The 14650-nt window shown below is 62.0% G+C and carries 11 protein-coding genes; 1 reads left to right on the forward strand and 10 read right to left on the reverse strand.

Annotated features, from left to right (window positions below; all coding sequences use genetic code 11):
- Position 1 precedes the first annotated feature (1 nt).
- The 10 genes from BMI91_RS11075 to secE form a co-directional block, all read right to left on the reverse strand.
- The gene (locus BMI91_RS11075; protein ID WP_078604941.1) at positions 2-751 is read right to left on the reverse strand and encodes a glycosyltransferase family 2 protein; all 750 of its coding nucleotides are present in this window, start codon (positions 749-751) and stop codon (positions 2-4) included.
- Between the two features lie 117 nt (positions 752-868).
- Complete coding sequence (locus BMI91_RS11080) at positions 869-1579, reverse strand: hypothetical protein (RefSeq protein ID WP_078604942.1); 711 nt, start codon at positions 1577-1579, stop codon at positions 869-871.
- Positions 1580-1717: 138 nt separating this feature from the next.
- The gene (gene rpoC / locus BMI91_RS11085) at positions 1718-5944 is read right to left on the reverse strand and encodes a DNA-directed RNA polymerase subunit beta' (RefSeq protein ID WP_078571258.1); all 4227 of its coding nucleotides are present in this window, start codon (positions 5942-5944) and stop codon (positions 1718-1720) included.
- A 50-nt stretch (positions 5945-5994) separates the two neighbouring features.
- Positions 5995-10131 carry a DNA-directed RNA polymerase subunit beta gene (rpoB, locus tag BMI91_RS11090; RefSeq protein ID WP_078521316.1) on the reverse strand — a complete coding sequence of 1379 codons (4137 nt, stop codon included), beginning with the start codon at positions 10129-10131 and terminating at the stop codon, positions 5995-5997.
- 248 nt (positions 10132-10379) lie between these two features.
- The gene (rplL, locus tag BMI91_RS11095) at positions 10380-10754 is read right to left on the reverse strand and encodes a 50S ribosomal protein L7/L12 (RefSeq protein WP_078521318.1); all 375 of its coding nucleotides are present in this window, start codon (positions 10752-10754) and stop codon (positions 10380-10382) included.
- Positions 10755-10820: 66 nt separating this feature from the next.
- Entirely contained in the window at positions 10821-11333 is a 513-nt protein-coding gene (gene rplJ / locus BMI91_RS11100; RefSeq protein ID WP_078521320.1) for a 50S ribosomal protein L10, read from the reverse strand.
- A gap of 258 nt (positions 11334-11591) precedes the next feature.
- Positions 11592-12290, reverse strand: coding sequence for a 50S ribosomal protein L1 (gene rplA / locus BMI91_RS11105; protein WP_075773827.1), 699 nt, complete (start codon positions 12288-12290; stop codon positions 11592-11594).
- A 3-nt stretch (positions 12291-12293) separates the two neighbouring features.
- Positions 12294-12746: a 50S ribosomal protein L11 gene (gene rplK / locus BMI91_RS11110; RefSeq protein ID WP_078521322.1), complete on the reverse strand. Its 453-nt coding sequence runs from the start codon at positions 12744-12746 to the stop codon at positions 12294-12296.
- 106 nt (positions 12747-12852) lie between these two features.
- The gene (gene nusG, locus BMI91_RS11115; protein WP_075773825.1) at positions 12853-13392 is read right to left on the reverse strand and encodes a transcription termination/antitermination protein NusG; all 540 of its coding nucleotides are present in this window, start codon (positions 13390-13392) and stop codon (positions 12853-12855) included.
- 242 nt (positions 13393-13634) lie between these two features.
- A complete protein-coding gene (gene secE, locus BMI91_RS11120) occupies positions 13635-13820 on the reverse strand; it encodes a preprotein translocase subunit SecE (protein ID WP_075773824.1) in 186 nt (61 codons plus the stop codon).
- A 249-nt stretch (positions 13821-14069) separates the two neighbouring features.
- Between secE and BMI91_RS11125 the strand changes: the two genes are divergently transcribed.
- Entirely contained in the window at positions 14070-14564 is a 495-nt protein-coding gene (locus BMI91_RS11125) for a DUF4405 domain-containing protein (protein ID WP_078604943.1), read from the forward strand.
- Positions 14565-14650 lie beyond the last annotated feature (86 nt).

The raw sequence follows: 14650 nt of genomic DNA on the forward strand, positions 1-14650 counted from the left end.
GTCACTCCTCGCGCATCACTTCGCCGGGCTGCGCTTTCTTGCGCCGACGGAGAAGCCACGCGACGCCCATCAGGTCGACGATGCCGACGAGACCGCGCTGCAGATTGTTGTAATTCGAGCTGCCGCCGCCGCGCGAGCGGTGAGCGACGTCGACATGGGCCACCTGCCACCCGTCGCGCGAGAACAGCGCGGGGAGGTAGCGGTGCATATGGTCGAAATAGGGCAGCGCGAGGAACGCCTCGCGCCGGAAGGCTTTGAGGCCGCAGCCGGTGTCGCGGGTGCCATCCTTGAGGATCGCGCCGCGGATCTTGTTCGCCGCCTTCGAGGCCAGCTTCTTGGACATCGTGTCCTGCCGCCCGACGCGTTGACCTGCGACCAGCCCGATCTTCTCGGAATTCGCCGCGCGCAGCGGCGCCATCAGGGCGGGAAGCTCGGAGGGCGGGTTCTGACCGTCGCCGTCCAGCGTGCAGATGATGCTGCCCTTCGCGGCCCGAACGCCCGAATGGACGCCCGCGCTTTGACCGCCCGAAGCCCGCTGACCGGCGGCATTCTTGTGCTGCAGCAGGCGCAGGTTCGGGTGGGTCTTCATCCGCTCGCGCAGGATCTGGTCCATCCCGTCATCCGAGCCGTCATCGACTACGATCACCTCGTAATCGCAGACCGGCGCGCAGGCGGCGTCGATCTCGTCGAGAAGCCCCGCGATGTTCGGCGCTTCATTCTTCGCGGGGATCACGATTGAAATCTCGGGCATGGGTGCCGGAACTCTCTTGTCGCTGGGCCGGGATGGCGCCGAAGGTGCGGCTCTATTAGACCCGCCACCCGGTCTTGTAAACGGATCATCCCGGAGCAGCCGCGTCCCTGTGGCGGATCAGCCGAATTTCGCGAAAAGCTTCGAATAGCTCGGCTTGAGGGCGTTTCGCATCTCAATTGCACGTTCCATGTCGCCCGCCATCGCCGCGTCATAGAAGAACGCGACAGAGACCGCGAAGCCGTCCACGAGCTTTTGATACCCCATGTCGGTCTCGGCTTCCGGCGCGGGATGCTTGACGATCTGCGCCGCGAGGTAGCTCAGCAGCGAGGCATCCGCGATCAACTGGCGCGCACCTTCGCCGCCCATACCCGCGTAATCGCGCGCGAGCACCTCTTCCATCTCCGCGTGATAGGCGTTCATCCGATCCGAGAAGCCCACGACGCCATTGCGGATATGCAGATCGCCGATGCTCTCGCGCACGCCTTCGAGGGTCTCATGCGCCTCGGGCAGGTTCCCGGCAGCCACCTCTTCCTCGGCCTTGGCCGCAAGCTCGCTGACCTTGTCGAAGGTCGCGCCGAGAACCGCGTCATCGGCATATTGCGGCGGCGGCTCGGCGGTCCAGGCGTCGGACAGCGTCTGCCACTCGCCGACGAAGCGATCGAGCGCTGCCTTGGTCTCCGGCTGCTTGCCCTGGTTCGACAGGAACAGCGCCGCGCGGTAGTCGCCATAGGCCTTGCGCAGCTGCGCCTCCGCATCCTGATAGGCGCCCGCAAAGGCAGGCATGGCGATCAGCGCGCTCAGCGCGAACGGGGTGACAAAGCGGATCATCGGGGTCCCTCCTCCGGCAAACAGGCTCTCGCCTTTTCGACGTTACCCTGCCCCAGAGATCGGGTTCGCGCAAAGAAAAACCCCCGCGCGATCTCTCGCGCGGGGGGATGTTTCAGATCGTCTCCAACCGGAGGTGGATCAATCGCGGCTTTCCGGCGTCTCGACCGGACCGAAATCGGCCTCTGCCTCGGCCGGAGCCGCCAGCGCTGCCGCGGCTTCCGCCTCGGCCTGACGCTGCTGGATGACCTTGGAGTCACGCTCGGTCGCGATCTTGCGGACCTTGGTGGTCGCGCCACCGGTACCCGCCGGGATCAGACGGCCGACGATGACGTTCTCCTTGAGGCCCACGAGCTTGTCGCGCTTGCCCTGCACCGAAGCCTCGGTGAGAACGCGGGTCGTCTCCTGGAAGGAGGCCGCCGAGATGAAGGACCGGGTCTGCAGCGAGGCCTTGGTGATGCCGAGCAGCACGGGTTCGCCATGCGCCGGACGCCCACCACGGGCTGCAACCTTGTCGTTCTCCTCGTCGAACTCTGCCTTGTCGACATTCTCGCCTTTCAGGAGCGTCGTATCGCCGGAATCGAGGATCTCGATCTTCTGCAGCATCTGGCGAACGATCACCTCGATGTGCTTGTCGTTGATCTTCACGCCCTGCAGTCGATAGACGTCCTGCACCTCGTTGATGAGGTAGTCGGCCAGAGCCTCGATCCCCATGATGCGCAGGATGTCATGCGGCGCCGGGTTGCCGTCCATGATGTAGTCACCCTTCTGCACGAAGTCGCCTTCCTGCACCGGGATGTGCTTGCCTTTCGGCACCATGTACTCTGCCGGCTCCAGACCATCGTCACGCGGATCGATCGCGATCCGACGCTTGTTCTTGTAGTCCTTGCCGAAGCGCACATAGCCATCGATTTCGGCGATGATCGCGTGATCCTTCGGACGACGTGCTTCGAAGAGTTCGGCCACACGCGGCAGACCGCCGGTGATGTCCTTCGTCTTCGCGCCTTCGCGCGGAATACGTGCGACAACGTCGCCCGCTTTCACGTCCTGACCGTCTTCCACCGAGAGGATCGCGTCCACCGACATGGTATAGGTCACCGGGTTGCCCGCTTCGTTGCGGACCGGCTCGCCATCCTCGCCGAGGATCAGAACTTCCGGCTTCAGCTCGTTGCCCTTGGGCGCAGCGCGCCAGTCGGACACGATCTTCTGGGTCATGCCGGTCGCATCGTCGGTATCCTCGCGCACGGAGATACCCGAGATCAGGTCGACGAAGCGAACCTTACCGGGCTTCTCGGCGATGATCGGCAGGGTGTAGGGATCCCATTCGATCAGCTTGTCGCCGCGACCGACGGCCTCGCCATCCTTCACGAAGACCTTGGTGCCGTAGCCGATCTTGTGCGAGGCAAGCTCGTCACCCTGATCGTTCACGATCACGAGCTGCATGTTCCGGCCCATGACGATCTGCTCGCCCATCTCGTTGAGGATGATGTTGGCGTTACGGAACTCGATCTTACCTTCCTGGCTGGCCTCGAGGAACGACTGCGAGCCACCCTGAGCAACACCGCCCAAGTGGAAGGTCCGCATCGTCAGCTGCGTACCCGGTTCACCGATCGACTGAGCGGCGATGATGCCCACCGCTTCGCCCTGGTTCACCAGCGTACCACGTGCGAGGTCACGACCGTAGCAGAGCGCGCAAACGCCCTCTTCGGCCTCACAGGTCAGCGCCGAGCGGATACGGACGGATTGCACGCCCGCCTGCTCGATCGCGTCGGCCTTGCGCTCGTCGATCAGCTCGCCGGCGCGGACGATCACCTCGTCCTCGCCCGGAACCGTCACGTCGTCCGCTGCGACACGGCCCAGCACGCGCTCCGAGATCGGAGCGACGATTTCGCCGTCATTCACAGCCGCAGACGCGGTGATCGCGCGGTCGGTGCCGCAATCATGCGTGCGCACGATGCAGTCCTGAGCGACGTCCACCAGACGACGGGTCAGGTAACCCGAGTTCGCCGTCTTCAGTGCGGTATCCGACAGACCCTTACGGGCGCCGTGGGTCGAGTTGAAGTATTCAAGAACGGTCAGACCTTCCTTGAAGTTCGAGATGATCGGCGTCTCGATGATCTCGCCGTTCGGCTTGGCCATGAGGCCACGCATACCGCCCAGCTGCTTCATCTGCGTCACCGAGCCACGAGCACCCGAGTGGGCCATCATGTAGACCGAGTTCGGTTCCTGCTCGGCACCGTTCTCGTCGTATTTCGGCGCGGAGATGGTGTTCATCATCGCGTCGGTGACCTTGTCGTTACACTTCGACCATGCATCGACGACCTTGTTGTACTTCTCACCCTGGGTGATCAGACCGTCCATGTATTGCTGTTCGAAGTCCTTGACCTGGTCGCGGACGGTTTCGACGATGTCCCACTTGTTATCCGGGATCACCATGTCGTCCTTGCCGAACGAGATGCCCGCCTTGAACGCTTCCTTGAAGCCCATGCCCATGATCTGGTCACAGAAGATGACCGACTCTTTCTGACCGCAATAACGGTAGACGGTGTCGATCGTGTTCTGCACGTCTTTCTTACGCAGAAGACGGTTCACCAGTTCGAACGGCGCTTTCGCGTTCAGCGGCAGCAGCGCGCCGAGGCGCACACGGCCGGGCGTGGTCTCGAAACGCTCGTAGACCTCGTTGCCGGTTTCGTCGATCTGCTTGATCCGCGCGGTGATCTTGGCGTGCAGATGCACTTCGCCCGAGTTGAGCGCGTGCTCCACTTCCTCGACCGAGGAGAAGGACATGCCTTCGCCCTTCATGCCTTCGCGTTCCATGGTCACGTAGTAGAGACCCAGAATCATATCCTGCGAAGGAACGATGATCGGCGCGCCGTTGGCGGGCGACAGAACGTTGTTCGTCGACATCATCAGCACGCGCGCTTCCAGCTGGGCTTCCAGCGAGAGCGGAACGTGGACGGCCATCTGGTCACCGTCGAAGTCGGCGTTGAACGCCGAGCAGACGAGCGGGTGCAGCTGGATCGCCTTGCCTTCGATCAGCATCGGTTCGAACGCCTGGATACCCAAACGGTGCAGCGTCGGCGCACGGTTCAGCAGAACCGGGTGCTCGCGGATGACCTCGTCGAGGATATCCCACACCTCGGGACGCTCTTTCTCGACCAGCTTCTTCGCCTGCTTCACGGTGCTCGACAGGCCTTTGGCCTCGAGGCGCGAGTAGATGAAGGGCTTGAACAGTTCGAGCGCCATCTTCTTCGGCAGACCGCACTGGTGCAGCTTGAGTTCCGGGCCGGTCACGATGACCGAACGACCCGAAAAGTCGACGCGCTTACCCAGAAGGTTCTGACGGAAGCGACCCTGCTTACCTTTCAGCATGTCCGAGAGCGACTTCAGCGGGCGCTTGTTGGTGCCCGTGATGACGCGGCCGCGACGGCCGTTGTCGAACAGCGCATCGACCGATTCCTGCAGCATCCGCTTTTCGTTGCGCACGATGATGTCGGGCGCACGCAGTTCGATCAGACGCTTCAGACGGTTGTTCCGGTTGATCACACGACGATAGAGGTCGTTGAGATCCGAAGTCGCGAAACGGCCACCATCGAGCGGGACGAGCGGGCGCAGTTCCGGCGGGATCACCGGAAGCACGGTCAGCACCATCCACTCGGGACGGTTGCCCGACTCGAGGAACGACTCGACGATCTTCAGACGCTTGATGATCTTCTTCGGCTTCAGTTCGCCCGTGGCTTCCTTCAGCTCTTCGCGGAGCTGCTCGGCGGTGGCTTCGAGATCGATGCCAGCAAGCATTTCACGGATAGCTTCCGCGCCGATATTGGCGGTGAAGGCATCCGCGCCGTAGGTGTCCTGCGCGTCGAGATACTCTTCTTCGGACATCAGCTGACCGTATTGCAGGTCGGTCAGACCCGGCTCGATCACCACGAAGTTTTCGAAGTAGAGGATACGCTCGAGGTCGCGCAGCGTCATGTCGAGCATCAGGCCGATGCGCGAGGGCAGCGACTTGAGGAACCAGATGTGAGCGACGGGCGAGGCCAATTCGATGTGGCCCATACGCTCGCGGCGCACTTTCTGGAGGGTGACTTCGACGCCGCACTTCTCGCAGACGACGCCGCGATACTTCATGCGCTTATATTTGCCGCACAGGCATTCGTAGTCCTTGATCGGGCCAAAGATGCGTGCGCAGAACAGGCCGTCACGCTCGGGCTTGAACGTACGGTAGTTGATGGTTTCCGGCTTTTTGATTTCACCGAAGGACCAGCTCAGGATCCGCTCCGGCGAGGCGAGCGAGATCTTGATCTCGTCGAACGCCTTCGGCTGCGCGAGCGGGTTGAACGGGTTTTGGGTCAGTTCCTGGTTCATCTGTAAATCCTTGAATGAGGGCGGAAGGGCTTAGAGGAGGGCCGAAGCCCTCACTCGTCATCCTCCGCGTCCAGGAGTTCCATGTTGAGGCCGAGGCCCCGGACCTCTTTGACGAGAACGTTGAACGATTCCGGCACGCCGGCTTCGAAGTTGTCCTCGCCCTTGACGATCGACTCGTAGACCTTCGTCCGGCCTGCCACGTCATCCGACTTCACCGTCAGCATCTCCTGCAGGGTGTAGGCGGCGCCGTAAGCTTCCAGAGCCCAGACCTCCATCTCCCCGAGACGCTGACCACCGAACTGCGCCTTACCACCCAGCGGCTGCTGCGTGACGAGCGAGTACGGACCGGTCGAACGGGCGTGCATCTTGTCATCGACGAGGTGGTGAAGCTTCAGGAAGTACTTCACACCCACCGTGACCTGACGCGCGAACTGCTCGCCGGTGCGGCCATCGAACACGATCGACTGACCGGATTCGTTGAAGCCCGCACGTTTGAGCGCGTCGTTGATGTCGGCCTCTTTGGCACCGTCGAAGACCGGGGTCGCGATCGGAACGCCGGTGCGGACGGCTTCGGCGCTCTCGATGAACGCCTCGTCATCCATACCTTCGATGATCTCACCGTAGGTCTCGTCGCCATAGCCGATCTTCATCGCCTCGCGAACCGGGGTCAGGTCGCCGTTACGACGATAGGCTTTCAGCGCCTCGTCGATCTGGTTCCCCAGACCGCGCGAAGCCCAGCCCATGTGCGTCTCGAGAATCTGACCGACGTTCATGCGCGACGGCACGCCCAGCGGGTTCAGCACGAGATCGACAGGGGTGCCATCGGCGAGGAACGGCATGTCTTCCATCGGAACGACTTTCGACACGACGCCCTTGTTGCCGTGACGGCCAGCCATCTTGTCGCCAGCCTGAAGCTTGCGCTTCACAGCCACAAAGACCTTGACCATCTTCATCACGCCCGGAGGCAGATCGTCGCCCTGACGGACCTTCTCGACCTTGTCCTCAAAGCGCAGGTCGAGCGCGCGCTTCTGCGCCTCGAACTGGTCGTTGAGGGCTTCGACTTCCTTCGCGTCGCCCTCGTCTTCGAGCGCGAGCTGCCACCACTGGCCCTTCGACAGGGTGCCCAGCAGTTCTTCGTCGATGGTCGAGCCAGCCTTGACGCCTTTCGGCCCCTTCACGGCGGTCTTGCCGGTGATCAGGGTCTTGAGACGCGCGTAGATGTTGCGCTCGAGAATGGCGAGCTCGTCGTCCCGGTCACGGGCCAGACGCTCGACTTCCTCACGCTCGATCTGCAGCGCACGCTCGTCCTTGTCGACGCCGTGACGGTTGAAGACGCGGACTTCCACGATCGTGCCGTAAGCCCCCGGCGGCAGACGCAGCGAGGTGTCTCGCACGTCCGATGCCTTCTCGCCGAAGATGGCGCGGAGGAGTTTCTCTTCCGGCGTCATCGGGCTTTCGCCCTTCGGCGTGATCTTACCGACGAGGATGTCACCCGGCCCCACTTCGGCGCCGATATAGACGATCCCGGCTTCGTCGAGGTTGCGCAGGGCTTCCTCGCCGACATTCGGGATGTCGCGGGTGATCTCTTCCGGGCCGAGCTTGGTGTCGCGGGCCGCCACTTCGTATTCGTCGATATGGATCGAGGTGAACACGTCGTCGCGGTGGATCCGCTCGGAGATCAGGATCGAGTCTTCGTAGTTGTAGCCGTTCCACGGCATGAAGGCGACGACCACGTTACGGCCGATAGCCAGTTCGCCCATGTCGGTCGACGGACCGTCAGCGACGATCTGCCCCTTCACCACCCGGTCGCCCACTTTCACGATCGGACGCTGGTTGATGGTCGAGGACTGGTTCGAACGCTTGAACTTGCGCAGACGGTAGATGTCCACGCCCACGTCGCCCGCTTCGAGATCGTCGGTCACGCGGATAACGATACGCTGCGCATCGACCTGGTCGATGATGCCGCCGCGGTTCGCCATGATCGCAGCACCGGAGTCGCGTGCGACGGTCGCTTCCATGCCGGTACCGACATAGGGCGATTCCGAGCGCAGCAGCGGCACGGCCTGACGTTGCATGTTCGCACCCATCAGAGCGCGGTTCGCGTCGTCGTTTTCGAGGAACGGAATGAGCGCCGCACCGACCGAGACCAGCTGCTTCGGCGACACGTCGATCAGGTCCACCGTTTCCGGCGGGTTGAGCGCGTATTCCCCCGACTGGCGGGTCGAGACGAGATCGTTGATGAACTTGCCGTTCTCATCGAGCGTCGCGTTCGCCTGCGCCACGGTGTGACGCATTTCCTCGGTCGCCGACATGTAGACCACCTCGTCGGTGACCTGACCGTCATTGACCTTGCGATACGGGGTTTCGATGAAGCCGTACTTGTTCACGCGGGCGAAAGTGGCCAGCGAGTTGATCAGACCGATGTTCTGACCTTCCGGCGTCTCAATCGGACACATCCGACCGTAGTGGGTCGGGTGAACGTCGCGCACCTCGAAGCCGGCACGCTCACGGGTCAGACCGCCCGGGCCGAGCGCCGAGAGACGACGCTTGTGCGTGACTTCCGACAGCGGGTTGGTCTGGTCCATGAACTGCGACAGCTGCGAGGAGCCGAAGAATTCGCGCACCGCAGCCGCGGCCGGTTTCGCGTTGATCAGATCCTGCGGCATGACCGTGTCGATCTCGACCGAGGACATACGCTCCTTGATGGCGCGCTCCATGCGCAGCAGGCCGACGCGATACTGGTTTTCCATCAGTTCGCCGACCGAACGCACACGGCGGTTGCCGAGGTGGTCGATGTCGTCGATCTCGCCCTTGCCATCGCGCAGTTCCACCAGGCCCTTGATGCAGGCGATGATGTCCTCTTTGCGCAGCGTGCGCTGGGTGTCCGGCGCATCGAGGTCGAGACGCATGTTCATCTTCACGCGGCCCACGGCCGAAAGGTCGTAGCGCTCGGAGTCGAAGAACAGGCTGTTGAACAGGGTGTCCGCGGCCTCGACGGTCGGCGGCTCGCCCGGGCGCATGACGCGGTAGATATCCATGAGCGCGGTTTCGCGGTTCATGTTCTTGTCCGACGCCATGGTGTTACGGATGTAGGGACCGACATTGACGTTATCGATGTCGAGCACCGGGATCTCGGTGATGCCGTTGTCGATCAGGGTCTTGATCGAACCGCCCGAGAGCTCACCGTTCTTGTCGTATTCCGCCGTCAGCTCGTCGCCCGCTTCGATGTAGATGAAGCCGGTTTCGTCGTTGACGATATCCTTGGCGCAGAAGCGGCCCATGATGTGGTCGAACGGAACGAGCAGCTCGGGAACCGAGTTGTCGTCACGCCATTTCTTGACCATGCGCGGGGTCGCTTTCTCGCCCGCTTTCAGGATCACTTCGCCCGACGCCGCATCGACGAGGTCGAAGGTCGGACGGGTGCCGCGCACGCGGTCGGGGAAGAACTTGGTGACCCAGCCCGACTTGCCCTTCGCGGTGTAGGTGACGGTGTCGTAATAGGCATCCATGATGCCTTCCTGATCGAGACCCAGCGCATAGAGCAGCGTGGTCACCGGCAGTTTCCGACGACGGTCGATACGTGCGAAGACGAGGTCCTTGGCGTCGAATTCGAAGTCCAGCCACGAGCCGCGATAGGGAATGATGCGGCAGGCGAAGAGCAGCTTGCCCGAGGAGTGGGTCTTGCCGCGGTCATGGTCGAAGAACACGCCCGGCGAGCGGTGCATCTGGCTCACGATGACCCGCTCGGTGCCGTTCACGATGAACGTACCGTTCTTGGTCATGAGGGGCATATCCCCCATGAACACGTCTTGTTCCTTGATGTCCTTGACCGAACGCGCGCCGGTTTCCTCGTCCACATCGAACACGATGAGGCGCAGGGTCACCTTCAGCGGCGCCGAATAGGTCATGTCGCGAGCCTGGCACTCGTCGACATCGTATTTCGGTTTTTCGAGTTCGTATTTCACGAACTCCAGGATGGCGTTGTCGTTGAAATCCTTGATCGGGAAGACCGACTGGAAAACGCCCTGGATACCCTCGCCATCGGTGGGCTGATCGACTTCGCCGGAGCGAAGGAACAGATCGTAGGAGGATTTCTGAACCTCGATGAGGTTCGGCATTTCGAGGACTTCGTGGATTTTGCCGTAATAGCGACGGATGCGTTTCTGACCAACGTAAGCTTGAGCCATGCTCTGCGTGACCTTTCGTCTCTTCGCGGCACATGCAATGTCGGGGCCCATTGCACGCCGCAAGGCGAATGAAGGGGGGGCGGTTCCATACCTGCCTTTCGTCCCACCGAAAGGCTCCCGAACCGCGAACACCGCCTTGGAGAAAGCTTCAAACGGGCAAAGCCCTCTCCGAGACAGGTTCGGCTGGGCCCGGGAAAACCCCGGACCCAGCCTCTTTTTCAGATCGGATGCAGTCGCATCCGGCTCGCTTACTTGAGCTCGATTTTCGCGCCAGCGTCTTCGAGCTTTTTCTTGATCTCTTCGGCTTCCGCTTTCGCAGCGCCTTCCTTGACCTTGCCGCCAGCTTCAACGAGCTCTTTGGCTTCTTTCAGGCCCAGGCCGGTGATGCCGCGGACTTCTTTGATCACGTTGATCTTCTGAGCGCCAGCTTCGACGAGAACGACGTCAAATTCGTCTTTCTCTTCAGCAGCTTCTTCGCCACCAGCAGCCGGACCGGCCATCATGACAGCGCCACCAGCGGCGGGCTCGATGCCGTATTCGTCTTTCAGGATGGTTTTCAGTTCCTGGGCTTCCAGGAGGGTCAGACCCACGATTTCTTCGGCGAGTTTTTTCAGATCAGCCATTTTTCAGTTCCTAGATTTGGGTTTCCAACGTCGCGGTTTCAAGCCGCTACGGGACAAGTCGATTGCTTACGCAGCCTTTTCCTCGATGGTCGAAAGGATGCTCGCGATGTTCGAAGCAGGCGCGCCAACGGCACCGGCGATGTTCGAAGCGGGTGCGCCGATCTGCGACACGATCTGAGCGATGAGCTCTTCACGCGACGGCATGTCAGCGACAGCTTTGACACCAGCGATGTCGAGTGCCGAGTCTCCCATTGCGCCGCCGAGGATCGAGAGTTTCTCGTTCTCTTTGGCATATTTGACGACCACTTTCGCCGCAGCGACAGGATCCTCAGAATAGGAAAGCACGGTCATGCCCGTCAGGTATTCAGCGATGCTTTCGCAGGGCTGACCTTCAAGGGCGATCTTGGCGAGCTTGTTCTTGGCAACACGAACCGAACCACCCGCTTCACGCATGCGCGCGCGGAGGTCCTGCATGTTAGCAACCGTCATGCCTTCGTAGTGAGCAACCACCACGACGCCAGAGCTTGCGAAGATCTGGCCGAGTTCCTCGACCACTTTCTCTTTTTGGGCTCTATCCACAGTTACACTCCAAGTATGGGGGTTTCCCCCCGGCTCTCATTGTCCCGGTTTCCCGGGGTCGGGTCCGAAGGGCCCGAGGCCAGATCGCCCGAGATCGGCCCGAAGGCCCAAACCCGGAATTGGTCTCGATCCCCATCTCAGGAAGGAAATTAAGCCGTCACCTTGCGGGATCAGGCACCCTCCGTCTCGGACAGGTCAGGGCGGAAGCGTCAGGCCGCCGCCCTACCACCCACCGAGGTTTCCCCCGGTGGAATTCTCTTAGTTGCCGGTCGCCGACGTGATGTCGACGGCGACGCCCGGGCCCATCGTCGAGCTCAGGGACACCTTCTTCATGTAGGTGCCTTTCGCGCCGGCGGGCTTGGCTTTGGTCACGGCATCCACGAAGGCGCGGATGTTTTCGGCCAGCTGCTCCTCGGAGAAGGAGACCTTGCCGATGCCGCCATGAATGACGCCGGCCTTCTCGACCTTGAACTGAACCTGACCACCTTTCGCCGCTTCGACAGCCGCTTTCACGTCCATCGTCACGGTGCCGACTTTCGGGTTCGGCATCAGGTTGCGCGGGCCCAGGACCTTACCCAGACGGCCGACGATCGGCATCATGTCCGGGGTCGCGATGCAGCGATCGAATTCGATCGTGCCGCCCTGAATGGTTTCCATCAGGTCCTCGGCGCCGACGATATCGGCCCCGGCTTCCTTGGCTTCGTCCGCTTTCGCGCCACGAGCGAAGACAGCCACGCGGACGGTCTTGCCGGTGCCGTTCGGCAGAGCGACGACGCCACGAACCATCTGGTCGGCGTGACGGGGGTCGACACCGAGGTTCATTGCGATTTCGAGGGTCTCGTCGAATTTCGCGTTCGCGTTCGACTTGATCAGCGAAACGGCTTCCTCGACGGAGACGTTGGACTTGCCGGCGAAGGCTTCGCGGGCGGCTTTGGTGCGTTTACCGAGCTTTGCCATGACTTAGCCTTTCACCTCGATACCGATCGACTTCGCGGAGCCGAGGATGATGTTCATCGCGCCTTCGATGTCGTTGGCGTTCAGGTCCTTCATCTTCGCTTCGGCAATCTCACGCACCTGAGCGGCGGTGATGGTCGCGGCGACGACGCGGCCCGGAGCTTCCGAACCCTTCGGACGGTTACGCTTGCCGACCGGCTTGAGGCCGGCTGCCTGCTTGATCATGAAGCTAGCCGTGGGCTGCTTGATCTCGAAGGTGAACGACTTGTCGGCATAGTAGGTGATGATCGTCGGGATCTTCGCCTGCTTGTCCATTTCCTGCGTCTTGGCGTTGAACGCCTTGCAGAATTCCATGATGTTGATCCCGCGCTGACCCAGCGCCGGACCGACCGGCGGAGACGGGTTCGCGCCGCCTGCCGGAATTTGCAGCTTGAGCTGCCCAACAACTTTCTTGGCCATGTGGCCCTCTCCTTATCACTGTCACGCCCCTAGGGGGTCGCGAAGTTTAGTGGTTCGGTCCGGGCGTCCCTGTCGCGCAGGGCCCCTCGCCTCCCACGGCTCACACTCAGGCGGTTTTCTGCACCTGCGTGTATTCCAGTTCGACCGGCGTCGGCCGGCCGAAGATCGAGACGGTGACTTTCAGACGGCTCGCCGCCTCGTCCACTTCCTCGACCATGCCCGAGAAGCCCTCGAAGGGCCCGTCGGTCACATTCACGTTCTCGCCGACCTCGAAGGTGATGAGGCTGCGCGGCGCGGCCTGTTCACCCGATTCGTCGACACGGCTGAGGATGCGGTTCACTTCCGCATCGCCCATCGGCATCGGCCGGCCCTGCGGCCCGAGGAAACCGGTGACCCGGTTCGTTGAGTTGATCAGGTGATAACCCTTGTCGGTCATCTCCATCCGCACCAGCACGTAGCCCGGCATGAAGCGACGTTCGGAGGTCACTTTCTTGCCGCGACGCACCTCGATCACTTCCTCGGTCGGCACCAGAACTTCTTCGATCTGGTCTTCCAGACCTTGATCGATCACGGCCTGACGGATTTGCTCGGCCACTTTCTTCTCGAAGTTCGAGAGAACGCTTACCGAATACCAACGCTTCGCCATGCCGATTCTTTGCCCCTTGCCGACGACGCCGGAGCGCCGAAAATTCCTGTTATTTCACGGGATTACCCGTGTCTCCCAGAATAAAAAACAGCGCGCACCACGCGAATCGATGCACGCCGCCTCTGGGAAAGTCCCGCCCCTTTACCGCCGGAGCCCTGTGATTTCAAGAGCGTAAGGCCGGAGCGCGATCACTTCCTTGCCGCAACTGCGAATGAGGTCTGGCGTAGAGCGCCGGAAGCCTATCAGCTCCCGATCACCTGCGTCACGCCGAGACGGATGACCCAGTCCACGAGCGAGAAGAAGATTGCCGTCAGCGCAGCCATCGCCAGCACCATGCCGGTCGTCAGCAGAACTTCGCGGCGGCTCGGCCAAGCCACTTTGCCCGCTTCCGAGCGCACCTGCTGGAGAAACTGGAGTGGGTTTGCCATCGTCGTCGTTCCTTACGCGCCCAATGCGGCGCCCTTGAGCCGAAAATACCGCGCCGCTTTCGGCGCAACTGCCGCCAGATACTTGCTCCCCTCGCGGATTTCAAGGCTGTTGCGACCGCCTGCCCCTCCGCAGACGCCATGCGCCCACTGCAAGCCGGCTTTGATAACGGAAAATCCATCGATGCGCGTGCAACTTAACATCCGACAACCCGCGCGGTCAGCACAGCCGCGATTCGACAGGAGCTATCGATGCCCGCCATCCTCAACCGCTACGCCACGCCGTTCATCACCGGCCTTTTCCTCGTCTCTTTGATTTCAGGAATCGCCTTGTTCTTCCACTGGGGCAGCGCATGGTTCCACGGCATGCATGAATGGCTCTCGATGGTCCTCATCCTGCCGTTCGTGCTGCATATCTGGAAGAACTGGCGGCCGATGACCACCTACTTCAAACGCGCGCCGATGGGGTTGGCGCTCGCGCTTTCCGTCGTGGCGGCGCTGGCCTTCGTCCTTCCCGCCGCGACGAGCTCTCAAAGCGGCGCGCGTGGTGGTCCTCCGCAATTCGCGATCGCGCAGGCGCTGTTCGACGCGCCTTTGTCGGAGGCCGCACCCGTGCTCGGCCTCTCGGGCACCGACGCCGCCGCCAAGCTGGACGCCGATGTGACGCAAAGCCTGACGGAAATCGCCTCGGCGCGCGAAAGCTCCGCCGCGACGCTTGCCCAGCAACTGATGGGGCAGCCGCAATAACGGCCCGTCGCGCCGTGCGGGGCATCTCGGGCGGCGCAAGACGGTTGCGACTGTCACGCAGTCGACTAGGGTGACTCTACCAAAGG

This window comes from Thioclava sediminum, assembly GCF_002020355.1.
Classification (GTDB): Bacteria; Pseudomonadota; Alphaproteobacteria; order Rhodobacterales; family Rhodobacteraceae; genus Thioclava; species Thioclava sediminum.

Excerpts from the sequence above, each read along its gene's own strand:
- secE (WP_075773824.1), bottom strand. The coding sequence starts at position 13,820 with ATGGCAAACCCACTCCAGTTTCTCCAGCAGGTGCGCTCGGAAGCGGGC.
- BMI91_RS11075 (WP_078604941.1), bottom strand. The coding sequence starts at position 751 with ATGCCCGAGATTTCAATCGTGATCCCCGCGAAGAATGAAGCGCCGAAC.
- BMI91_RS11125 (WP_078604943.1), top strand. The coding sequence starts at position 14,070 with ATGCCCGCCATCCTCAACCGCTACGCCACGCCGTTCATCACCGGCCTT.
- rplA (WP_075773827.1), bottom strand. The coding sequence starts at position 12,290 with ATGGCAAAGCTCGGTAAACGCACCAAAGCCGCCCGCGAAGCCTTCGCC.
- rpoC (WP_078571258.1), bottom strand. The coding sequence starts at position 5,944 with ATGAACCAGGAACTGACCCAAAACCCGTTCAACCCGCTCGCGCAGCCG.
- BMI91_RS11080 (WP_078604942.1), bottom strand. The coding sequence starts at position 1,579 with ATGATCCGCTTTGTCACCCCGTTCGCGCTGAGCGCGCTGATCGCCATG.
- rplL (WP_078521318.1), bottom strand. The coding sequence starts at position 10,754 with ATGGCTGATCTGAAAAAACTCGCCGAAGAAATCGTGGGTCTGACCCTC.
- rplK (WP_078521322.1), bottom strand. The coding sequence starts at position 12,746 with ATGGCCAAGAAAGTTGTTGGGCAGCTCAAGCTGCAAATTCCGGCAGGC.
- rpoB (WP_078521316.1), bottom strand. The coding sequence starts at position 10,131 with ATGGCTCAAGCTTACGTTGGTCAGAAACGCATCCGTCGCTATTACGGC.
- nusG (WP_075773825.1), bottom strand. The coding sequence starts at position 13,392 with ATGGCGAAGCGTTGGTATTCGGTAAGCGTTCTCTCGAACTTCGAGAAG.